Below are 20,757 nucleotides of genomic sequence, written 5' to 3'. Positions count from 1 at the left end.
CCGCCATGATGGGCCGGTCAGTAGTACATAACCTGCCCAGAGGGGTCAAATGGCTTCCGGCACGCCCTTGCTACCGCGTACTGACCGGATAGAACTGCGAGTGATCACCCCCGCCGCGGCGGCCGAACTGGCCGGGGGGACCGGCTACGGAGGGTTCAGCTGGGCCCCCGGCGGCCCCTACGAGGGGACCAGGGACGCCTGCGGGATGATCGTCAAGGCGGCCGGAGCCGGGATCTACGACCCGGCCTGGGGCGCGTTCGCGATCATCAGGCTCGAGGACGGCGCGGCGCTCGGCGGAGCCGGGTTCCATGGACCGCCGAGCCTGGGCAGCGTCGAGATCGGCTACGACCTCGCCGCCTCCGCGCGCGGCCATGGCTTCGCCACCGAGGCGGTGGGTCTGCTCACCGCGTACGCGCTGGCCGACCCCGAGGTCGCCCTGGTGCTGGCGCACACCGAACCGGGCAACACGGCCTCGCAGGCGGTGCTCCACCGGTCCGGTTTCCTCCGGGACGGGGCCAACGAGGACGGGCTGCCGCGGTTCGTGCTGAGCTGACGGTCAGAGGTATCGCAGCAGCGTCGTGGGGGACTCGACCGCGTCGGCGACGAAGCGGAGGAAGGCCCCGGCGACGGCTCCGTCGCACACCCGGTGGTCGAAGCTGAAGGACAGCTGCACCACCTGACGTACCGCCAACTCGCCCTGGTGCACCCAGGGCTTAGGCGCGATCCGGCCCACCCCCAGCATCGCCGCCTCCGGGTGGTTGATGATCGGGGTGGAGCCGTCGACGCCGAAGACCCCGTAGTTGTTGAGGGTGAAGGTCCCACCGGTGAGCTCGGCCGGGGCGAGGCGGCCCTCGCGGGCGGCGCCGGTGAGCCGGGCGAGTTCGGCGGCGAGGCCCGCGGTGCTCAGCAGGTGGGCGTCGTGGACGACCGGGACGGCGAGGCCGCGCGGGGTCTGCGCGGCGAAGCCCAGGTGCACGGCGCGGTGCCGGCGGATGCCGGTGGCGGCGCCGTCGGGACCGGTGACCACGCTGGAGTTGAGCTCCGGGTGCTGGGCCAGTCCCGCGGTGCAGATCCTTGCGAGGAGCGCGAGCAGGCTGAGGTCCAGGCCGCGGCGGGCGGTGAGCAGTTCGGTGGCGTCGGCGTCGACCCAGCAGGTGGCGTCGGGGATCTCCCGGCGGCTCCGGCTGAAGGTCTCAGCGGCGAGACGGGCGACTCCGCGCAGCGGGGTGACGTCCTCGTCCTGAAGCTGGGGAACTGGCGCGGGGATCGGGCTGTCCACGGCGGCGGTGACGTCGGCGCGCATGATCAGGCCGTCGGGGCCGCTGCCGGTGAGCACGGCGAGGTCGATCCCGTGCTCCCGCGCGAGGCGTCGCACCAGCGGCGAGATCACGGCGAACGCGGTGGTGGGGGCGGGTGCGGCGGCGGCGCGAGTCGGGGCAGCGGCCGGGGCAGGAGCCAGCGAGGAGGCCGGGGCCGGAGCCCGCCCCCCGCTCGGCGCGAGCCGCCTGCGGCGGCTGCCGGTGCTCTCGGTGGTGCCGTAGCCGACCAGCACATTGCCCGAGCCCTCAGCGCCCGAGCCCTGAGCATCGGAACCCTCGGCGGCGAAGCCACCCTCCGGGCCCACTGCCACGGTGACCAGCGGCGAGCCCACCGGCACCTCCGCGCCGGCCTCGCCCGCGCGGGAGGTGATCACGCCCGGGTACGGGCACGGCACCTCGACCACGGCCTTGGCCGTCTCGACCTCGGCGATCGGCTGGTCCACCACGATCACGTCGCCCACCTCGACCAGCCAGCGGACGATCTCGGCCGAGGTCAGGCCCTCACCCAGGTCGGGCAGCAGAAACTCGCGTACGGAGGGCATCGCGTTCACTGCTCCCATTGGAGTCGCGCCACCGCGTCCAGGATGCGGTCCACCCCGGGGAGGTGGTGCTGCTCCAGCATCGGCGGCGGGTAGGGGATGTCGAAGCCGGTGACCCGGAGCACGGGCGCGGCCAGGTGATGGAAGCACCGCTCACTGACGCGAGCGGCGATCTCGGCGCCGATGCCGGCGAATCCGGCTGCCTCGTGCACCACCACCGCCCGTCCGGTGGCCCGGACCGCGGCGCAGACGGTCTCGTCGTCGAAGGGCACCAGGCTGCGCAGGTCCACCACCGCGAGGTCCCAGCCCTCGGCCCTGGCCGCCTCGGCGGCCTCCAGACAGACCGGCAGCGAGGGCCCGTAGCTGAGCAGGGTCGCCGAGTGGCCGGTGCGGCGGACCACGGCCCGGCCGATCGGCTCGATCGGTGCGGGGTCGTCCGGGGACCATTCGTCCTTGGACCAGTAGAGCCGCTTGGGTTCCAGGAAGACCACCGGGTCGTCCGAGGCGATGGCCGACCGCAGCAGCCCGTAGGCGTCGGCGACGGTGGCGGGGGTGACCACGTGCAGGCCCGGGGTGTGCGCGTAGTAGGCCTCGGAGGAGTCGCTGTGGTGCTCCACCCCGCCGATGCCGCCGCCGTAGGGGATGCGGATGGTGATCGGCAGCGGCACCGCGCCCGCGGTGCGGTTGCGCATCTTGGCGACATGGCTGACCAGCTGCTCGAACGCCGGGTAGGCGAAGGCGTCGAACTGCATCTCCACCACCGGCCGCAGCCCGTACATGGCCATGCCGACGGCGGTGCCGAGGATGCCCGCTTCGGCGAGCGGGGTGTCCAGGCAGCGGTCGGCGCCGAACTCGGCGGCCAGCCCGTCGGTGACCCGGAACACCCCGCCCAGGGTGCCGACGTCCTCGCCCAGCACATGGACGGACGGGTCGTCCCGCATGGCGTCACGCAGGCCGGCGTTGAGCGCGGCGGCGAGGGTGGTGCGGGGCGGTGCGGCGACGGGGGGTGCGGTCACGGTGGTCATCACGCCTCGGCCTCCGCTGCCAGCTCGGCGGCCAGCTGGGCCGCCTGCTCCCGCAGTTGCGGGGTGGGCTCGGCGTAGACATGGCTGAACAGCGACATGGGGTCCAATTCCGGTTTCACGTGAAACACCGTGCGCATCCGATCGGCCAGCGCCTCGGCGGCGTTGGCGGCGTCCGCGACCTCACCGTCGCCGATCAGTCCGGCGGTCCGCAGCTCGCGTTCCAGCAGCGCCAGCGGGTCGCGCTGCTGCCACTCGGCGACCTCCTCGCTGCTGCGGTAGCGCCCGGCGTCGTCGGCGTTGGTGTGGGCCTCGATCCGGTAGGTGACCGCCTCGACCAGCACCGGGCCCAGCCCCGCGCGGGCGTGCTCCACCGCCTCGCTGAGCACGGTGTGCATGGCGGCGGCGTCATTGCCGTCGACCAGCCGGCCGTGGATGCCGTAGCCGACCGCCTTGTGGGCCAGCGTCGGCGCGGCCGACTGCTTGGACAGCGGGACCGAGATCGCATAGCCGTTGTTCTGCACCAGGAAGACCACTGGGGCGTTCAGCACCCCGGCGAAGTTCAGCGCCTCGTGGAAGTCGCCCTCGCTGGTGCCGCCGTCGCCGACCAGCGCCAGGGCCACGGTGGAGTCGCCGCGCAGCCGGGCGGCGTGGGCCAGCCCGACCGCGTGCGGGGCCTGGGTGGCCAGCGGGGTGGACAGCGGGGCGACCCGGTGCTCGAAGGGGTCGTAGCCGCTGTGCGCGTTGCCGCGGAGCAGGGTGAGCGCCTCCAGCGGGTCCACCCCCCGGGAGACCACGGCCAGGGTGTCGCGGTAGCTGGGGAACAGCCAGTCGGTGGGCCGCAGCGCGGTGGCGGCGGCGATCTGGCAGGCCTCCTGACCGGTGGAGGCCGGGTAGACGGCGAGCCGGCCCTGCTTGGTGAGGGTGGTGGCCTGCTGGTTGTAGCGGCGTCCGGCGACCAGGCGGCGGTAGAGGTCGCGCAGCAGCTCGGGCCCCTCGGGACGGGCGGCGAGGTCGGCGAAGGCAGGGGTGCCGAGAATCCGGACCGGCTCGGCCTCGGGGAGCAGCGGCGCCGGGTCGCGGCGCGGGCCGTGTGCCTCGGGCGGCCACACGGACGCGAGCGGTGTCGACACGGTGGAGTGGTCGATGACGGTCACGGGGCACCTCCTGGTGTCGGTGGGTGAGAGAGGTGCTGGCGGGGCTCAGAAAACGTGGTGCTCCCTACCGATTGTTCGGTTGTTTGATCGAATCGGCTACTCTCCCGCCCTAGTGGTGGACAAACGGCTGCGATCGCGCTCTGCTGGAATCCGGATGTCCATCAGGGAAGGACGGGGGACCATGCCTGCTGAACAGATGGCCGGACCGGGTGAGCCGCGTGCGGGGCGCCGGGTGCCGCTGCCGGCCCTGCGCACCGGGCCCGCGGCCGAGTGGGTGGCCGAGCGGACCCGGCAGCGGGCCTCCTCCGCCCGGGTGCCGATCGCCGGCCGGGCGGCAGGGGAACCGCCCAAGCCGTCCGACGAGTCGATGGTCGAACAGCGTCAGCTGGACCGGATCGACCGGGCCATCCTGCGGCTGCTCCAGCAGGACGGCCGGGCCTCGATCCGCTCGGTCGCCGAGCGGGTGCACGTCTCCCGCGCCAATGCCTACGCGCGGATCGCGCGGATGGTGGACGACGGGGTGATCAGGGGCTTCACCGCGCGGGTGGACCATGAGCGGGCCGGGCAGGCGGCGTCCGCGTACATCACCCTGAAGATCGTGCAGAACTCCTGGCGCCGGGTCCGCGGCCAGCTGCTGGAGCTGCCGGGGGTGGAGCACATGGCGCTGGTCAGCGGGGATTTCGATGTGCTGCTGCTGGTCCACACGGTGGACAACCGGGCGCTGCGGGAGCTGGTGCTGAACCGGATCCAGAGCATCCCCGAGGTGCTCGGCACGCACACCCTGCTGGTCTTCGACGAGACCGACCGCACCCCGGTGCTGCCGGACTGACCCCGGCGCCGGGCCGGCCAGTCGTCCAGGCAGGCTCAGTCCTTGGCGCGCAGCCCGCTGAAGGCCAGCGTGGTCACCGCGTCGGTGATGTGCTGGACGGCGGAGTCCATGACGCTGGTGTCCGGGTCCGCCCGGTACCACTCCACCAGCGAGTTGATCATGCCGAAGAGCAGCCGGGTGGCCAGCCGCGGCTCCACGTCGGCGCGCAGCTCCCCGGCCCTGACCGCCTCGGCCAGCAGGTCCGAGACCCGCTGGTCGAACTCGCGGCGCCGCTGCAGCGCCCACAGCTCGGTGCCGGTGTTGCCGCGCACCCGCAGCAGCAGGGTGACGTACGGCAGCTCGGTGAGCAGCACCTCGGTGGTCCGCCGCACCACGTGCTCCAGCCGGTCGACGGCCCGTCCGGTCGCGGCGGCGGGCTCGTCCAGGATGGCGAAGAGGTGGTCCAGGGCGCGGCCGACGGCCAGCTGGAGCAGTTCCTCCTTGCCCCGGACATGGTGGTAGATCGAGGACTTGCTGATCCCGGCGGCCCGGGAGAGATCCTCCATCGAGGTGCCGTCGTAGCCGCGTTCGTTGAACACCCGGACGGTCACGGCGAGCAGCGTGTCCACGGTGTAGCTGTCACGCCGCTGTGTCCGCGAGTTGTCGACCATGACCGGAAGCCTACGGTCTCGACCGCCCGGCTTGGCAGTCCACCATGACAGTTGTATTGTCATAACAGTTATAGAAGTCAAACTACCGAAATGCCTGGAGCGATCCCTGTGCCCGACAGCAGCTCAGCCGCCCTCAGCGTCCGCAGGCGCTTCCTCGTCCTCGGCATCTGCTGTATGAGCCTGTTCATCGTCGGGCTCGACAACACGATCGTGAACGTCGCGCTGCCCTCGATCCAGCACGACCTGCACTCCTCGGTCTCCGGTCTGCAGTGGGTCATCGACGCCTACACCCTGGTTCTGGCCAGCCTGCTGATGCTGTCCGGCTCCACCGGCGACCGGATCGGCCGCCGCCGCACCTTCCAGTACGGCCTGGTGCTGTTCACCCTGGGCTCGCTGCTCTGCAGCCTCTCCCCCAGCCTGAGCTGGCTGATCGTCGCCCGCATGATCCAGGCGGTCGGCGGCTCGATGCTCAACCCGGTGGCGATGTCGATCATCACCAACACCTTCACCGACCCGCGCGAGCGGGCCCGCGCCATCGGCGTCTGGGGCGCCACGGTCGGCTTCAGCATGGCGCTCGGCCCGGTCGTCGGCGGCCTGCTGGTGGGCTCGGTGGGCTGGCAGTCGATCTTCTGGATCAACATCCCGATCGGCATCGCCGCACTGGTCCTGGCCGGACGCTTCATCCCGGAGTCCAAGGCCGCCAAGGCGCGCCGGATCGACCCGGTCGGCCAGCTGCTGGTGATCACCCTGCTCGCCTCGATCACCTACGCCATCATCGAGGCCCCGGCCGCGGGCTGGGGCTCCGCGCAGACCCTGGGCTGCTTCGGCTTCGGGCTGGCCGCCGTGGCCGCCTTCGTGCTCTACGAGTCCCGCCGCCGCGAACCCCTGATCGACCTGCGCTTCTTCCGCAGCGTGCCGTTCTCGGGGGCGACCGTGATCGCCGTCTCCGGCTTCGCCTCACTGGCCGGGTTCCTCTTCCTGAACACCCTCTACCTGCAGAACGCGCTCGGCTACAGCGCGCTCAAGGCAGGTCTCTTCACCCTGCCGATGGCCGCGATGACCGTGGTCTTCGCGCCGCTGTCCGGACGGATCGTCGGCTCGCGCGGGCCGCGGATCCCGCTGATCGTGGCCGGGATCGCGATGTCGCTGAGCGGGCTGACCCTGACCGGGCTCAGCCTGGTCACCCCGACCTGGCAGCTGATGGCGGCGTACGTGATGTTCGGCATCGGCTTCGGGATGCTCAACGCGCCGATCACCAACACCGCCGTCTCCGGGATGCCGCGCAGCCAGGCCGGGGTGGCCGCCGCCGTCGCCTCGACCAGCCGCCAGGTGGGGCAGTCGCTGGGGGTCGCGGTGATCGTCTCCGTGGTCACCTCCTCGGTGCACGGGCCGAGCACCCCGGCCGCCTTCACCGAGGCCAGCCACATCGGCTGGTGGATCAACGTGGCCTGCGGACTGGTGGTACTGGCGCTCGGTATCCTCACCACGGGGGCCTGGGCCAAGGGCACGGCTGCCCGCAACGCCGCCAAGCTCGCCCCCGAGGACGTCAGGACACCGGTCGCCGCATGAACGCTCCCACCGACGCCAGCGCCCCCACCGAGACTGCCGAGGCCAGCGGCGCCGCCGCCGAGACCGCCGCCCGGATCTTCGAGGCCATGCGCCACGTGGTCCTGGAGCAGGACGACCGGCGCACCGAGGTCGCCGAGAAGCTGGGGATGAGCTTCGGCCGCAGCAAGGCGCTGCGGCGGCTGGCGGCCGCCGGGCCGATGCAGATGAGCGAGCTGACCGCCAGGCTGGCCACCGACAAGCCGTACACCACGCTGATCGTGGACGACCTGGAGCGGCGCGGCCTGGTGCTGCGCAGCGTCCACCCGGAGGACCGGCGCTGCAAGATCGTCACCGCCACCGAGGCCGGGCTGGTCGTCGCCGCGCAGGCGGAGGCGATCCTGGCCCGGCCGCCGGAGTCGATGCTGGCCCTGGATCCCGAGGAGCTGGCGACGCTGGACCGGCTGGTGGCCAAGCTTTAGAGTGACCGGGTTCTTCTCTTGTACCGACCGAACATTCGGTTAGTCTGGTGCTGGCAGAGTCGCCAGGACCGACCGAGGAGTGCCCATGCCCCACGAGCTGATCGACCGTCACCAGGCCACCCTGGACAGCGCCCTCGCTGCCCTGGCCGCCCGGGACTACTGGTCCCCCTACCCGGAGTCGCCCCGCGGCTACGGCGAGCCGGTGGCCCTGGACGCCCTGCAGGGCCAGGAGCTGCTGCTCGACCAGCCCGGCACGGACGGCCGGGTCGGCCCGTCCGCCGCCGAGGGCGGTGAGCGGTCCCCGTACGGGCCCGAGCTGGGCGTGGCCTACCCGCACGCGGGCGATCCGGAGGCGCTGGTCGCCGCCGCCCGCGCGGCCCGGCCGGCCTGGGCGACGGCCGGACCGCTGCTGCGGGCGGCGGTCTGTATCGAGATCCTGGCCCGGATCAACGCCCGCTCCAACGAGTTCGGCACCGCGGTGATGCACACCACCGGGCAGGCCGCCGGGATGGCCTTCCAGGCCGGCGGCCCGCACGCCCAGGACCGCGGTCTCGAGGCGGTGGCCAGTGCCTACGCCGAGCAGACCCGGCTGCCCGCCAGCGCCGAGTGGACCAAGCCGCAGGGCAAGCGCGACCCGCTGCGGATGGTCAAGGAGTTCACCCCGGTACCGCGCGGTCTCGCGCTGCTGATCGGCTGCAACACCTTCCCCACCTGGAACAGCTACCCCGGCCTGTTCGCCTCGCTGGCCACCGGCAACCCGGTGCTGGTCAAGCCGCACCCGCGGGCGGTGCTGCCGCTGGCGCTCACTGTCGCGATCGCCCGCGAGGTGCTGGCCGAGGCCGGATTCAGCCCGGACACCGTGCTGCTCGCGGCCGAGCAGCCGGGCGAGGGCCTGGCGAAGACGCTGGCCCTGCACCCGGAGGTCCGGGTGATCGACTACACCGGCTCCACCGAGTTCGGCGACTGGCTGGAGGACAACGCCCGGCAGGCGCAGGTCTACACCGAGAAGGCCGGGGTCAACACCGTCCTGCTGGACTCCACCGACGACTACGCCGGGGCGCTCGCCAACCTCGCCTTCTCGTTCGCGCTCTACAGCGGCCAGATGTGCACCACCCCGCAGAACCTGCTGGTCCCGCGCGAGGGCATCGACACCGACCAGGGCCACCGCTCGTTCCGCGAGGTGGTCGGCGACCTGGGCGCGGCGCTGGACCGGCTGCTCGGGGACGACGCCCGTGCGGCGGCGCTGCTGGGCGCGATCGTGAACCCGGGCGTGCTGGGCCGGATCGAGCAGGCGGAGAAGGGCGAGTTCGGCGAGCTCGCGCTGGCGCCGCGCGCGGTCGCCGTCCCGGAGTGGCCGGACGCCGTGGTCCGCACCCCCGCGCTGGTGGTGCTGGACAGCGCCGAGGGCGAACTGCCGGGGGAGTGCTTCGGCCCGGTGGCCTTCGTGGTCGCGGTGGACTCGGCCGCCGACGGCGTCGAGCTGTTGCGCCGGACCGTGCGCGAGCGCGGCGCGATGACCGCCTCGGCGTACACCACCTCGCCGGAGCTGGAGCAGGCCGTGGTCGCCGCGGCCCTGGACGCCGGGGTCTCGCTGTCGCTGAACCTCACCGGCCAGGTGTACGTCAACCAGACCGCCGCCTTCTCCGACCTGCACGGGACCGGGGCCAACCCGGCCGCCAACGCGGCGTACTGCGACGCGGCCTTCGTCGCCTCCCGGTTCCGGGCGATCGAGGTCCGCAGGCACGTCTGAGGTGTGACCCAAGGCACGCCCGGCGTTAAGAATGCGTCGACAACGTGTCAAGGAGGCATACGGACGGTTGACGGGGTGCCTGGTGATCCGGGTGGCGCGAGGGCTGAGACTCTAGGCAAACAGAGCCCTACCTTCCGCTTACCTGACAGGGGTGAGAATGGCCGCCACGGTCGTGAACCAGCCGGTGCCGCGCATCGCATCGCCCAAGCGGGTCCGTCTGATGCCGCTGGTGGCGCTGATCTTCTTCAGCGTCTCCGGCGGCGCCTACGGGATCGAGGGGCTGTTCTCCACCTCGGGTCCCGGTATGGCCATCCTGCTGATCGTGGTCACCCCGCTGATCTACAGCATTCCGCACGCCCTGGTCTGCGCCGAGCTCGGCACCGCGCTCCCGGTCGAGGGCGGCTACTACCACTGGGTGAAGAAGGGCCTGGGGAAGTTCTTCGGCTTCCAGCAGGGCGTGCTCCAGTGGATCTGCAGCTTCGTGGACATGGCGGCCTACCCGGTCATGTTCGTCGCCTACCTGCAGAGCCTGGTCGCCGTGGTCGCCCCCGGCAAGCACGTGCTGTTCACGGTCGGACATCTGGACTTCGACCTCAACTGGTTCATCTGCGTCGCCGTCATCCTGGTGTTCACCCTGGTCAACCTGCTCGGCGCGGGCTGGGTCGGCGACTCCTCGGTGGTCTTCGCGGTGATCTGCCTGACCCCGATGCTGCTGCTCAGCGCGATCGGCCTCTACCACCTGATCAGCCACGGCATCGACCCGGTCACCCCGATGACCGCCACGCCGGACCAGTCCACCTGGAACGCCTTCGGCGCCGGTCTGTTCATCGTGATGTGGAACTACTCCGGCTGGGACAGCGTGTCCAATGTCGCCGGAGAGATGGAGAACCCGCGCAAGCACCTGCCCAAGGCGCTGGCGATGTCGGTCGGCCTGATCATGATCGGCTACCTGCTGCCCACCATCGGCTCGCTCGCGGTCGGCTCCAAGGGCGACAGCGGCTGGCTGAACTGGGACGACGGCTCCTTCTCCGACGTCGCCAAGACCCTGGCCGGGCCCTGGCTGCAGATCACCGTCACTGTCGGCGGGATGTTCGCGGCGGCGGCCATGTTCTCGGCGCTGCTGGCCTCCAACACCCGGCTGCCGTTCGTGCTGGCCCAGGACGGCTACTTCCCCACCTGGGTGGCCAAGGAGAGCAAGCGCTACCGGATGCCGATCGTCTCGATCATCGGCTCCTCGGTCATCTACGCGATGTTCTGCCTCAGCAGCTTCGCCAACCTGGTCGTCTTCGACGTCTTCCTCACCAATATCGGCATCCTGCTGGAGGTCGCCGCGCTGATCGCGCTGCGGATCAGGGAACCCGACATGCCGCGGCCCTACCGGATCCCCGGCGGCTGGCTCTCCATCGCCGGCATCGTGCTCTCGCTGCTCAGCGTGTGCGCCTGGGCGGCCTGGCAGCAGTACGTGGAGAGCGGCACCCAGGCGGTCACCTACTGCCTGGTGATCGTGGCCGGCTCGACCCTGCTCTACTTCCCGCTGGAGCGCTGGCGCGCGAGCAAGGCCCGGCGTGATCCCTCGCTGGACCGCAGCCCGGGCAGCCCCGGCTACGAGACCTGGCTGGCCGCGGCGATCGGCCGCGACGACGCCGAGGCGGCAGCCGCTGCCGCGGACGCCGGCGGGGCCTCCGGGGAGCAGAGCGGCGACGCGCTGGTCCGGGCCTGAGGGACGGGTCGCTCCAGGGCCCGGTCGATCGCGAGAAGGGCATTGTCCCGCGCGGCGGCCGCAGGCCACCGCTGTCACACCTGCAAGCCTTCTGTTGCGTCTTTTACAGGCTGTATCTGTCCCTCGGGACGACCCGTGACGCAGGGTGAGGGGTGATGCGGATCACGTTGCGAAAACCGCCCAACGATAATGATTCCGCTGTCGAACCCCGTTCTGGACCTGGAAAGCGCAGGTTTTCGCCCTAATCTCTGACCCCATCGCCTCACTGGCTCGCTGCAGAAAGGCCACGACTCCCCCATGACCGGCCCCAGCTTCGAAGACCTCGCACGGTTCGCCAACCGCACCCGTGCCCGCTCGACGGCTGCCGCGATGAGCCGCCGCTCCCTGCTCCGCGGTGCCACAGCAGGAGGTCTGGCCGTTGCCGGAACCGGACTGCTGTCGGCCTGCGGGGTCCAGGGCCATGTCGTCCCGGCCGGCGCCAAGGCGACCGGACAGCCTGGCAAGGACTACTCGGACACCGAGAAGAAGGTGGTCTGGGCGACCTGGCCCGCCTATATCGACATCGACGAGAAGCACCCGGACAAGCGGCCCACCCTCGACGCCTTCGTCAAGGAGAGCGGCATCCAGGTCGACTACCTGGAGATCATCAACGACAACAACGACTTCTACACCAAGGTCGACCCGTACCTGGTCAAGGGCATCGACACCGGCTACGACCTGATGGTCGTCAGCGACTACATGGTCGCCAAGTACCGGACGTACGACTACCTGCAGGAGCTGGACCTCGCCAACATCCCGAACCACGACAAGATGCTGCCGAGCGTCCTGAAGGACCCGACCGACCCGGGCCGCCGCTACTCCGTCCCCTGGGCCTACGGCTTCACCACCATCGCGTACAACAGCAAGCTGGTGAAGGAGCCGATCACCTCGATCGTCGAGCTGTTCACCCGGCCCGACCTGCACGGCAAGGTCTCGCTGTTCAGCGAGATGGAGGACACCGCGGCGCTGGCCCTGCTGGCCCTCGGCCACGACCCGGAGAAGTTCACCGACGCCCAGTTCAACGAGGCGCTGGAGTACATCCGCAAGGCCAAGAGCGCCGGGCAGATCCGCGCCTTCACCGGCAACGACTACCTGAGCGACTTCCAGGCCGGCAACACCGCCGTGACCATGGCCTACTCCGGTGACGTGGCCCAGCTGGGCGTCCCGCACCTGGTCACCGTGGACCTCCCCAAGGAGGGCCTGCTGGCCTGGTCCGACAACTGCGTGATCCCCAACTTCGCCCGGCACAAGACCAACGCCGAGAAGCTGCTCAACTACTACCTGCAGCCCGAGGTGGCGGCGGAACTCGCCGACTACATCGACTACGTCCCCTCGGTGGACGGTGCGATCGCCGCCCTGCAGAAGCTCGACCCGGACACCGCCTCCTCGCCGCTGATCGTCCCCACCAAGGAGATGGAAGCGAAGTCGCACGGCTTCATGGCGCTCACCATCGCCCAGCTCAACGACTACACCAGCCGGTTCCAGCAGACCATCGGCCAGTAGCCCGCCCCGTCCGACGGACACCTCACCGACGCGAAAGAAGATTCTCGATGAGCTCCACTGACGTACTCGGCAGGACCGGGGGCGGCGATCTGCGCCTGGCCGGCCTCACCAAGCGCTTCGGCGCGTTCACGGCCGTCGACAACCTGGACCTGACCATCCCGCAGGGCTCCTTCTTCGCCCTGCTCGGCGCGTCCGGCTGCGGCAAGACGACGACCCTGCGGATGGTCTCCGGGCTCGAGGACCCGACGGCGGGTCAGATCTTCCTCGGCGACGCGGACGTCACCGACACCAAGCCGTACCGGCGCCCGGTCAACACCGTCTTCCAGAACTACGCGCTGTTCCCGCACCTGGACATCTTCGAGAACGTCGCCTTCGGCCTCCGCCGCCGCGGCTTCAAGAGCGTCAAGCCGCAGGTCGAGGCGATGCTGGAGCTGGTCGAGCTGGGCCACCTGGCCAAGCGCAAGCCCAGCCAGCTCTCCGGCGGCCAGCAGCAGCGGATCGCGCTGGCCCGGGCCCTGATCAACGAGCCCCAGGTGCTGCTGCTGGACGAGCCGCTGGGTGCGCTGGACCTCAAGCTGCGACGGCAGATGCAGATCGAGCTCAAGCGGATCCAGACCGAGGTCGGACTGACCTTCGTGCACGTCACCCACGACCAGGAGGAGGCCATGACCATGGCCGACACCATCGCGGTGATGAACCAGGGCCGGATCGAGCAGATGGGCTCCCCCGCCGAGCTCTACGAGAACCCGCTGACCACCTTCGTCGCCAACTTCCTGGGCCAGTCCAACCTGATCCCGGGCACGGTCGAGTCGGTCACCGGCGACGTGGTCACCGTCTCCGCACAGGGCCGCAAGCTCACCCTGGACGCCAAGCGCTGCCGCTCGCTGTCCGGCGAGGTGATCCTCGGCGTCCGCCCGGAGAAGGTGCAGTTGGTGGCCACCGAGGCCGACGTGCCCAGCGGCTACAACGCGCTCAACGGCACCGTCTCCGACACCTCGTTCATCGGCGTCTCCACCCAGTACCTGGTCAAGCTGCCCTCCGGCGAGGAGATCTCGGTCTTCGAGCAGAACACCGGCCGCGCGATCCAGCGCCCCGGCACCGAGGTCGTCGTCCACTGGGACCCCAGCCAGGGCTTCGGCCTGGACGGCACCCAGGACATCGACGCGGGCGCGGTCCTGGACGAGGAGGGCGCCGCGTGACCGCCTCACTGCTCGACAAGCCCCCGGTGGCGGAGGCCCCGGCCGACCGCAGGCCGCGCCGCAACCTCACCCCGTGGATGCTGCTGCTGCCCGGACTGCTCTGGCTGGTGCTGTTCTTCCTGGTGCCGATCCTCACCTCGGTCTCGGCCTCGGTGCAGCAGGGCAACTTCGACGACGGCTTCAAGCTCACCTGGCACTGGGCCAACTACCGGCAGGCACTGCACCCGTTCTGGCACCAGTACCTGCACTCCGGGATCTACTCCGTCGCCACCACGGTCTTCTGCCTGGGGCTCGGCTACCCGGTGGCCTACTTCATCGCCTTCAAGGGCGGGAAGTGGAAGTCGCTGCTGATGGCACTGGTGATCGTGCCCTCCTTCACCAGCTTCCTGATCCGCACCATCGCCTGGAAGACGGTCCTCGCCGACAACGGCTTCGTGGTCAGCGTGCTGAACCACACGGGCGTGCTGTGGGTGACCAGCCACCTGGGTATCACCGTGGAGCACCGGGTGCTGGCCAGCCCCGGCGCGGTGGTGTTCGGCATGATCTACAACTTCCTGCCGTTCATGATCCTGCCGCTCTACACCTCGCTGGAGAAGATCGACCCGCGGCTGCACGAGGCCGGCAACGACCTCTACTGCAGCACCTTCCAGACCTGGCGCCGGATCACCCTCCCGCTGTCCATGCCCGGCGTGATCGGCGGCACGCTGCTGACCTTCATCCCGGCGATCGGCGACTACATCAACGCGCAGCTGCTCGGCAACCCCAACACCAGCGTGGTCGGCCAGAGCATCGAGAACCTCTTCCTGCGCCAGACCGACGGCTACCCGGTCGGCTCGGCGATGTCGGTCCTGATGATGGTCGGCACGCTGGTGCTGGTGATGTCCTACATCCGCAAGGCCGGTACGGAGGACCTGATCTGATGGCTACTCAATCCGCATCCTGGCCGGTGGCGCCGGTGATCCGCCGCCGCGGTCCGATCGCCTGGATCAGCGACCACCTGCTCGGCTTCCTCACCGTGCTGATCTTCCTCTTCATGCTGCTGCCGAACGCCGTCATCCTGGTGATGTCGTTCAACCAGCCGATCGGCAAGTACGACTACGTCTGGAACAAGTTCTCGCTGCATGCCTGGGCCCACCCCTGCGCCACCCAGGAACTCTGTACCAGCATGGGCCTGTCGCTGCGGATCGGCGCCATCGCCACCGTGGTCGCCACCATCCTCGGCACGATGATCGCCTTCGCCATGGTGCGGCACCGCTTCAAGGCCCGCTCCGGCATCAACGCGCTGCTGTTCCTGCCGATGGCCGCCCCCGAGGTGGTCATGGGCGCGACCCTGACCGCGCTCTTCTTCAACACCATCGGCCCCGGCTCGCTGGGCTTCTGGACCATCACCATCGCGCATGTGATGTTCTGCCTCAGCTATGTGGTGGTGACCGTCAAATCCCGGCTGGCCGGCATGGACCCGACCCTGGAACGGGCGGCGCAGGACCTCTACGCCACCCCCACCCAGACCTTCCGGAAGGTCACCCTGCCGCTGGTCGCACCCGGCATCGCCGCCGCGGCGCTGCTCTCCTTCGCGCTGTCGGTGGACGACTACATCATCACCGCGTTCACCGCCGGACAGCGGGAGACCTTCCCGATGTTCATCTTCGGCTCGGTGCAGCGCGCCTACCCGGCGCAGATCAATGTGATCGGCTCGATGATGCTGATCGTCACCATGCTGATCATCGCGGTCTCCACGGTGCTCGGCCGGATGCGGGCAACCCGGAGGTAGCTCCTTTTTCCGACGGCGCGGCGGTCTGCTTCCCTGCTCCCCGGGGGCGCAGGCCGCCGCGCGTATGGTTCGGAGGGTGGACGAGAACGCGGTGGCAGTGGAGCGGTGGCGCGGGGCGGCGCCGGGCAGTGTGCTGCTCGACGGCTTCCACGCGCTGAAACACGCGCTGCGCTTCGGCGCGGCGGTGACGGTGGTGCTGACCAGTGACCGGGCGGCGGTGGCCGGGCTGGCCAAGGACCTCGCCCCGGATGTCGCCGACCGGATCGACGCGCTGGCGGTCGAGGTCCCGGCGGCGGCGCTGAAGGAACTCGTGCCGCGGATCCACCCCACCGGCATCGCCGCCCTGGCAGTCAGGCCGGACCGGGACGCCAACCTGGCCGCGCTGGCGGCGCAGCCCCGCCGCGCCCCGGTCGTGGTCCTGGACAACCCGCGCAACCTCGGCAACATCGGCGCGGTGGTGCGGCTCGCGGCCGGCTTCGGCGCGACCGGGGTGGTCACCACCGGTGACGCCGACCCCTGGCACCCGACCGTGGTCAGGGCCGGGGCCGGCCTTCACTTCGCCACTGTGGTGGAGCAGTTGACGATCGATCAACTACCGTGCGGCGGACCGCTGTACGCGCTCGACCCGGAGGGCGAGGACATCCGGCGGGTCGACTTCCCGGACGCCGCTGTGCTCGCCTTCGGCTCCGAACGGCACGGCCTGTCGCCCGAGTTGCGCGCTCGGGCGACCAGGCTGGTGGCCATCCCGATGCGGCCGCAGGTGTCCAGTTTCAACCTGGCGACCAGCGTCGGGATGGGCCTGTTCCACTGGGGTTCCTGCCAAGGCGCACGTGAGGGTTCACGCGCACGTGACGGTGCACGTAAGGGTTCACGCCACGGCGATGCCCAGCTCCCGTAGCAGCCCGGCGATCTCCTGGGCGGTGCCGTGCACCCGGGCCTTGCCGATGTTCAGCGACATCAGCCCTGGTGCGCCGTTGGGCGGCATCGCCGTCGCCGCGGCGGCGGGGGTCTCGGGCTCACGCGGAGCGGCGAGGCGCCGGACGACGTCCACGAAGCGGATGGTGCCGCAGGGGCGGATGCCCTTGCTGCCCCTGATGCCGACCCGGCGGAGCTCCGGGCAGCGGAAGTAGGGCCCGAAGGGGGGCCCGCTGTCCTCCTCCCGCTTGGGCACGCAGACATCCGTACGTCCGTGCAGGCAGTGAACCGAGCCGTCGGTCAGGACGCGGAAGTCGCCGTCCTGGATCCCGTCGATCCGGGCGACGAGGTCGACCGGCTGGTTTTCGATCGCCCCGGCGAGAACCTCGGCCATGCGAAGGCGCTCGGACTCGATGTCGATGTCGCCCCGGCGGAGGGAGGGGAGCAGGTCGGAGGTGACCCACTGCTGGAAGGGCTTCGCGGCCGCCTTCCTGGACCGCATGATCAGCGTGTACAGCCCGCTCTCGCTGACCAGGCCGAGCAGCGGATTCCCGCGCCCGTAGCTTTTCTGACCTGCGCTTTTGTCGTAACCCTCCGTTGAGCTGAGGGTTACGTCGCGGAGATCCACGGTGCGGGCCTCATGGGGCTCGACGAGCTGAGTGGCCTCGCTCGGGTTGGTCCGGCCCAGGATCCGGCAGACGTCGGCCGTGGCGAACCACGGGTCGCCGTCGATCACGATGACGCGGATCGGCTGCCCGGTGACCGGGAAGGTGGAGTGGGTCAAGGTCGGTTGTTCGGTGCGGAACATGACGTGCCTCTCGGGTGAGTGGTGCTGACGTCATGCCCAACGCGATAGTCAGACTGAGGTCACCCGGTTGGGGGAGCGCGAAGTTTGTGTACGGCGCGTGAGCGAGTCGCGCGTGCGGGTGGCGAATTGCGCCACCCCCCTACCTAGCCACTGCAGGAACGTGGTCGGCAGGAACACCGCGTCGGCGGAGATCATCGCCAGCGAGAAGAACGGCAGGCCGAGGGTGATCGCGATGGCGGCGTGCTCGATGATCATCAGCACCAGCAGCACATTCTTGATCCGCCGGTTGAAGGCCAGGAACGGAAAAGCGACCTGCACGATCACCGTGCCGTAACTGAGCGCGAAGACCAGCAGCGGGTGCGCCGAGAGCTGCTGTGAGAGGGCGGGCCAGGGGTTGAAGTAGGCCAGGTGCAGCGGGTAGTAGAGGGCGGTGCCGCCCTGCCAGAGCGAGCCCTGGATCTTGTACCAGCCGGCCGTGGCGTAGATGAAGCAGACCTCCACCGCCACCACCAGCATCGCGCAGTTGTGCAGCATGTCGCCGAGGGTGTCCAGCAGTGCCCGCGGTTCACCGTCCGGGTCGCGTTGGCCGAGGTACCACCAGAGGCCGCTGAGCAGCCAGAACGCCCAGAAGACGGTGCTCCAGGAGTACACCCCCGGGTCGAGCATGCCGAGGGTGTTCAGGCTGGAGAACTGCGCATAGGCGAGCAGGGCGCCGAGCAGGGCCCAGAGGGTGACCCCGGTCCGGTCGATCGCTTCCGGTGGTGTCGAGTTGCGGCGGCGGCGGGCGTCCAGCGACCAGACCGTGCCGCAGCGGGTGAAGGCCAGGTAGATCGCCATCAGGTGGATCACATTGTCGCCGCCGTCGCCGACCAGCACGCTGCGGTTCTGGATGGACAGCACAACGACCAGGAACAGCACGGACATGGTCCGGGTGCGCCAGCCCAGCAGCAGCAGCACGCTCACCAGGATCGCCAGCGCGTAGACCAGCTCGAACCACCAGCGGTCGCCGGACCAGGCCAGCACGGTGAAGGCGTGGTTGCTCGCCAGCATCTGCCGGGCCAGGTCCAGGCTCCAGGGCGAGCGGTCCCCGTACAGCACCCGGCGGTGCGGCCACTCGCGCAGCAGGAAGCCGGCGAAGCAGCCGGCGAAGCCGATCCGGACCACCGCGGCCTGGTACGGGGCGAGGGGCGCGGCGGTGGCGGCGGTCCAGCCGCGGACGGCGGCGGTGGTGAGGCGCTCGCGGAGGCCGGGGGCAGGGCTGGGGCCAGCGTCGGTGGCGGGGCCGGGGGTGGCCGGGTCGGTGGCGGTGGGTGTGCTCATGACCGCAGTCCTGTGTAGTCGTCGTCCTCGACCACCCACCAGGTGAGGGTCTGGTAGGTGGTCCTGGGGTTCCGGGTGGCCCCGGTCCAGGGCGGTCCGGCGACCGGGGTGGTCGCGATCCGGAACTGGATCTGGTTGATCGGGCTGCCGTGCCAGTCGCGGCCGAGCCGCTGCAGCGCGATCCGCTTCAGGTACTCCTTGGACAGCGGGCCGCCGCTGCCCTGGGAGTCCTCGCTGGGCAGGCTGTGCCAGGAGGAGTAGTAGTCCCAGGCCCGGCGCAGCAGGTTCTGGTCCACATGGCTGGGCGCCAGGTCGCCGCGGACGTGGGCGACGTCCTGCGCGGTGAGGTCGGTCCAGCCGGACTGGGGGCGGCCGCCGTCTGCGGTGAGGGTCTGCACCCGGGCCTGGACCGCGATGTTGTTCTGCAGCGGGTTCGGCGCGAACAGCTGCCAGTTCTGCTCGAACTCCGGGTAGACATGGGCGTTGATCTGGGTGCTGTAGCGCTGGGACGCGGGATTGCCGGGCGCGATGGAGAGGAACACGGTGCCCAGGTGCCAGCCGGTGGCGCAGAGCAGGGCCGCGGCGGCGAGGGCGAGCAGCAGCCGGGACGGGAGCGACCAGCGGCGCGGGGCGCCGTCCGGGTCCGGAGCCTCGGGCTGGAAGGCCTCGATGTACGGGGCCTCGGGCTGGGGGACCTCGGTGGGTTGGGCCTCGTAGCCCTCCGGGGCCGGGGCCGGGTCCGGGGGCGGCCAGGGCAGGGCGGGGCCGGGTATGGAGGTCTCCGGCTGAGGAGGTTGTTCTGACACGCCTTACCCGCTCGCTCGCTGTCGCGCTGCTGTTGTCCCGGTCCGCCCCGAACGGTACTGACCTCCTGGGGCTTGTGACAGCGGGAGTCGACCATTGCCCGATATCGCCGCTTTGTCGGAATACCAGCCGGGCGGCCTGCCCCTTCCCATCTACTAGAACCCGTTCTAATCTGACGTCTCGTCACATCAGGTCTGAGGAAGGGCAAGCCGTGGACTTCACCTTCACCGAGGAGCAGCAGGCCGCAGCCGAGGCCGCTCGCGCGGCCCTCGCCGACGTGGCGGTGGACGGCGTGCGCAGCCCCGCCGTCAGCATCGAGCCCGTCGCCGAGGACATCGACCGCGAGCTGTGGCAGCGCCTCGCCAAGTCCGATCTGCCCGGCCTCGCCCTGGCCGAGGAGTACGGCGGCTCGGGTCTTGACCCGGTCGCCTGGTGCCTGGTGCTGCGCGAGGCGGCCCGGGTGCTGGCCCGGGTGCCGCTGCTGGAGACCGGCGCCGCCGCCCTGGCGGTCCAGCGCTACGGCAGCGCGGAGCAGCGCCGCCGGCTGCTGCCGGAGGTCGCCGCCGGGCGGCTGCTGCTCGGCGTCGCCCCGCACGGCCGGACCGGGCACGAGCCCGCCGACCAGGCCGTACGCGCCGAGGCCGAGGCCGATGGCGGCTGGTCGCTGCACGGGTCGCAGACCGCGGTGCCCTACGCCCAGGTGCTGGACCGGATCGTGGTCCCGGCCCGCAGCGACCGCGGCACCCTGCTGCTGCTGGTCGACCCGCACGGCCCCGGCGTCGAGCTGCGCCGCCAGGTCAGCGCGCAAGGCGAGCCCGCCGCCGAGATGGTCTTCGACGGCGCCCGGGTGGACGCCGCCGCCGCGCTCGGCGAGCCCGCGGCGGACGGCGCCAACTGGCTGCATCTGCGCGGGCTGCTGATCGTCGGCAATGCCGCGTTGTGCCTCGGCCTCGGTGAGCAGATCCTGCGGCTGACCGCCGACTACACCGGCAAGCGCGAGCAGTTCGGCCACCCGGTCGCGACCTTCCAGGCCGTGGCGATGCAGGCCGCCGACCGCTATGTGGACCTGCGGGCGATGGAGGTGACGCTCTGGCAGGCCGCCTGGCGGCTCGGGCTCGCCGAGGCGGGAACGGGCGAGGAGCCGGGGCGGATCCCACTGGCGGCCGACCTGGCCACCGCCAAGGTCTGGTCGGCGGAGGGCGTGCGCAGCGTCGCCGCCACCGCGCAGCACCTGCACGGCGGCATGGGCGCGGACCTCGACTACCCGTTGCACCGCTACCACGCCTGGGCCAAGCACCTGGAGCTGTTCCTCGGCCCGGCCCCGGCCTATGAGCAGGAGATCGGCGACATCCTGGCCGAGCACCAGCTCTGACCCTTCCGGTCGG

The 20,757-nt window shown here is 70.7% G+C and carries 19 protein-coding genes; 12 read left to right on the top strand and 7 right to left on the bottom strand.

Annotated elements, in window-relative coordinates; translation table 11 throughout:
• Positions 1–100 precede the first annotated feature (100 nt).
• On the top strand, positions 101–553 hold the full coding sequence (locus ACXKR8_RS25230; protein WP_458266854.1) for a GNAT family N-acetyltransferase: 453 nt from the start codon (positions 101–103) through the stop codon (positions 551–553).
• A 3-nt stretch (positions 554–556) separates the two neighbouring features.
• Here the strand turns inward: ACXKR8_RS25230 and ACXKR8_RS25225 are convergent, their stop codons facing one another.
• From ACXKR8_RS25225 to ACXKR8_RS25215, 3 genes are read right to left on the bottom strand one after another with little or no spacing between them, the layout of a single operon-like run.
• Positions 557–1,861 carry a dihydrolipoamide acetyltransferase family protein gene (locus tag ACXKR8_RS25225; protein ID WP_458275081.1) on the bottom strand — a complete coding sequence of 435 codons (1,305 nt, stop codon included), beginning with the start codon at positions 1,859–1,861 and terminating at the stop codon, positions 557–559.
• 5 nt (positions 1,862–1,866) lie between these two features.
• Positions 1,867–2,883: an alpha-ketoacid dehydrogenase subunit beta gene (locus tag ACXKR8_RS25220; protein WP_458266853.1), complete on the bottom strand. Its 1,017-nt coding sequence runs from the start codon at positions 2,881–2,883 to the stop codon at positions 1,867–1,869.
• Complete coding sequence (locus ACXKR8_RS25215; protein ID WP_458266852.1) at positions 2,883–4,037, bottom strand: thiamine pyrophosphate-dependent dehydrogenase E1 component subunit alpha; 1,155 nt, start codon at positions 4,035–4,037, stop codon at positions 2,883–2,885. Before ACXKR8_RS25215 ends, ACXKR8_RS25220 begins: the two co-directional genes overlap by 1 nt.
• Before the next feature lie 181 nt (positions 4,038–4,218).
• Between ACXKR8_RS25215 and ACXKR8_RS25210 the strand changes: the two genes are divergently transcribed.
• Positions 4,219–4,866 carry an Lrp/AsnC family transcriptional regulator gene (locus ACXKR8_RS25210; protein WP_458266851.1) on the top strand — a complete coding sequence of 216 codons (648 nt, stop codon included), beginning with the start codon at positions 4,219–4,221 and terminating at the stop codon, positions 4,864–4,866.
• A 35-nt stretch (positions 4,867–4,901) separates the two neighbouring features.
• On the opposite strand, the gene ACXKR8_RS25205 is transcribed toward ACXKR8_RS25210, so the two are convergent.
• Entirely contained in the window at positions 4,902–5,516 is a 615-nt protein-coding gene (locus ACXKR8_RS25205; protein WP_458266850.1) for a TetR/AcrR family transcriptional regulator, read from the bottom strand.
• Between the two features lie 174 nt (positions 5,517–5,690).
• Here ACXKR8_RS25205 and ACXKR8_RS25200 point away from each other — a divergent pair, with 174 nt between their 5' ends.
• The 9 genes from ACXKR8_RS25200 (at position 5,691) to ACXKR8_RS25160 (ending at position 16,423) form a co-directional block, all read left to right on the top strand.
• Positions 5,691–7,085, top strand: coding sequence for an MFS transporter (locus ACXKR8_RS25200; RefSeq protein WP_458275080.1), 1,395 nt, complete (start codon positions 5,691–5,693; stop codon positions 7,083–7,085).
• A complete protein-coding gene (locus ACXKR8_RS25195; RefSeq protein ID WP_458266849.1) occupies positions 7,082–7,543 on the top strand; it encodes a MarR family winged helix-turn-helix transcriptional regulator in 462 nt (153 codons plus the stop codon). The genes ACXKR8_RS25200 and ACXKR8_RS25195 overlap by 4 nt, the downstream gene beginning before the upstream one ends.
• An 85-nt stretch (positions 7,544–7,628) precedes the next feature.
• Positions 7,629–9,293, top strand: coding sequence for a phenylacetic acid degradation protein PaaN (paaN, locus tag ACXKR8_RS25190; protein ID WP_458266848.1), 1,665 nt, complete (start codon positions 7,629–7,631; stop codon positions 9,291–9,293).
• Between the two features lie 157 nt (positions 9,294–9,450).
• On the top strand, positions 9,451–11,013 hold the full coding sequence (locus ACXKR8_RS25185) for an APC family permease (protein WP_458266847.1): 1,563 nt from the start codon (positions 9,451–9,453) through the stop codon (positions 11,011–11,013).
• A gap of 297 nt (positions 11,014–11,310) precedes the next feature.
• Positions 11,311–12,555: an ABC transporter substrate-binding protein gene (locus ACXKR8_RS25180; RefSeq protein ID WP_458266846.1), complete on the top strand. Its 1,245-nt coding sequence runs from the start codon at positions 11,311–11,313 to the stop codon at positions 12,553–12,555.
• Between the two features lie 47 nt (positions 12,556–12,602).
• Positions 12,603–13,754, top strand: a complete 1,152-nt coding sequence (locus tag ACXKR8_RS25175) for an ABC transporter ATP-binding protein (protein WP_458266845.1) — start codon at positions 12,603–12,605, stop codon at positions 13,752–13,754.
• Positions 13,751–14,674: an ABC transporter permease gene (locus ACXKR8_RS25170; protein ID WP_458266844.1), complete on the top strand. Its 924-nt coding sequence runs from the start codon at positions 13,751–13,753 to the stop codon at positions 14,672–14,674. Before ACXKR8_RS25175 ends, ACXKR8_RS25170 begins: the two co-directional genes overlap by 4 nt.
• Complete coding sequence (locus ACXKR8_RS25165) at positions 14,674–15,525, top strand: ABC transporter permease (RefSeq protein ID WP_458266843.1); 852 nt, start codon at positions 14,674–14,676, stop codon at positions 15,523–15,525. Before ACXKR8_RS25170 ends, ACXKR8_RS25165 begins: the two co-directional genes overlap by 1 nt.
• A 64-nt stretch (positions 15,526–15,589) precedes the next feature.
• Positions 15,590–16,423, top strand: coding sequence for a TrmH family RNA methyltransferase (locus ACXKR8_RS25160; RefSeq protein ID WP_458266842.1), 834 nt, complete (start codon positions 15,590–15,592; stop codon positions 16,421–16,423).
• Here the strand turns inward: ACXKR8_RS25160 and ACXKR8_RS25155 are convergent.
• The 3 genes from ACXKR8_RS25155 to ACXKR8_RS25145 form a co-directional block, all read right to left on the bottom strand.
• Positions 16,394–17,224 (bottom strand): BRO-N domain-containing protein, encoded by an 831-nt coding sequence (locus tag ACXKR8_RS25155; protein ID WP_458266841.1) that lies wholly within the window; start codon positions 17,222–17,224, stop codon positions 16,394–16,396. The two genes, ACXKR8_RS25160 and ACXKR8_RS25155, sit on opposite strands and share 30 nt — an antisense overlap.
• Before the next feature lie 72 nt (positions 17,225–17,296).
• The gene (locus tag ACXKR8_RS25150) at positions 17,297–18,568 is read right to left on the bottom strand and encodes an HTTM domain-containing protein (protein WP_458266840.1); all 1,272 of its coding nucleotides are present in this window, start codon (positions 18,566–18,568) and stop codon (positions 17,297–17,299) included.
• Positions 18,565–19,374: a DUF5819 family protein gene (locus ACXKR8_RS25145; RefSeq protein WP_458266839.1), complete on the bottom strand. Its 810-nt coding sequence runs from the start codon at positions 19,372–19,374 to the stop codon at positions 18,565–18,567. The genes ACXKR8_RS25150 and ACXKR8_RS25145 overlap by 4 nt, the downstream gene beginning before the upstream one ends.
• Positions 19,375–19,583: 209 nt before the next feature.
• On the opposite strand from ACXKR8_RS25145, the gene ACXKR8_RS25140 reads away from it, so the two are divergent.
• Positions 19,584–20,744: an acyl-CoA dehydrogenase family protein gene (locus ACXKR8_RS25140; RefSeq protein WP_458266838.1), complete on the top strand. Its 1,161-nt coding sequence runs from the start codon at positions 19,584–19,586 to the stop codon at positions 20,742–20,744.
• Positions 20,745–20,757: the final 13 nt, after the last annotated feature.

It is taken from the genome of Streptacidiphilus sp. PAMC 29251 (genome assembly GCF_054208735.2).
This window is presented reverse-complemented; position numbering and strand designations above follow the sequence as displayed.

Bases quoted from the DNA above. Each gene is read 5' to 3' on its own strand.
- ACXKR8_RS25225 (WP_458275081.1), bottom strand. From the start codon at position 1,861: ATGCCCTCCGTACGCGAGTTTCTGCTGCCCGACCTGGGTGAGGGCCTG.
- ACXKR8_RS25220 (WP_458266853.1), bottom strand. From the start codon at position 2,883: ATGACCACCGTGACCGCACCCCCCGTCGCCGCACCGCCCCGCACCACC.
- ACXKR8_RS25210 (WP_458266851.1), top strand. From the start codon at position 4,219: ATGCCTGCTGAACAGATGGCCGGACCGGGTGAGCCGCGTGCGGGGCGC.
- ACXKR8_RS25205 (WP_458266850.1), bottom strand. From the start codon at position 5,516: ATGGTCGACAACTCGCGGACACAGCGGCGTGACAGCTACACCGTGGAC.
- ACXKR8_RS25200 (WP_458275080.1), top strand. From the start codon at position 5,691: ATGAGCCTGTTCATCGTCGGGCTCGACAACACGATCGTGAACGTCGCG.
- ACXKR8_RS25195 (WP_458266849.1), top strand. From the start codon at position 7,082: ATGAACGCTCCCACCGACGCCAGCGCCCCCACCGAGACTGCCGAGGCC.
- paaN (WP_458266848.1), top strand. From the start codon at position 7,629: ATGCCCCACGAGCTGATCGACCGTCACCAGGCCACCCTGGACAGCGCC.
- ACXKR8_RS25185 (WP_458266847.1), top strand. From the start codon at position 9,451: ATGGCCGCCACGGTCGTGAACCAGCCGGTGCCGCGCATCGCATCGCCC.
- ACXKR8_RS25180 (WP_458266846.1), top strand. From the start codon at position 11,311: ATGACCGGCCCCAGCTTCGAAGACCTCGCACGGTTCGCCAACCGCACC.
- ACXKR8_RS25175 (WP_458266845.1), top strand. From the start codon at position 12,603: ATGAGCTCCACTGACGTACTCGGCAGGACCGGGGGCGGCGATCTGCGC.
- ACXKR8_RS25165 (WP_458266843.1), top strand. From the start codon at position 14,674: ATGGCTACTCAATCCGCATCCTGGCCGGTGGCGCCGGTGATCCGCCGC.
- ACXKR8_RS25160 (WP_458266842.1), top strand. From the start codon at position 15,590: ATGGTTCGGAGGGTGGACGAGAACGCGGTGGCAGTGGAGCGGTGGCGC.
- ACXKR8_RS25150 (WP_458266840.1), bottom strand. From the start codon at position 18,568: ATGAGCACACCCACCGCCACCGACCCGGCCACCCCCGGCCCCGCCACC.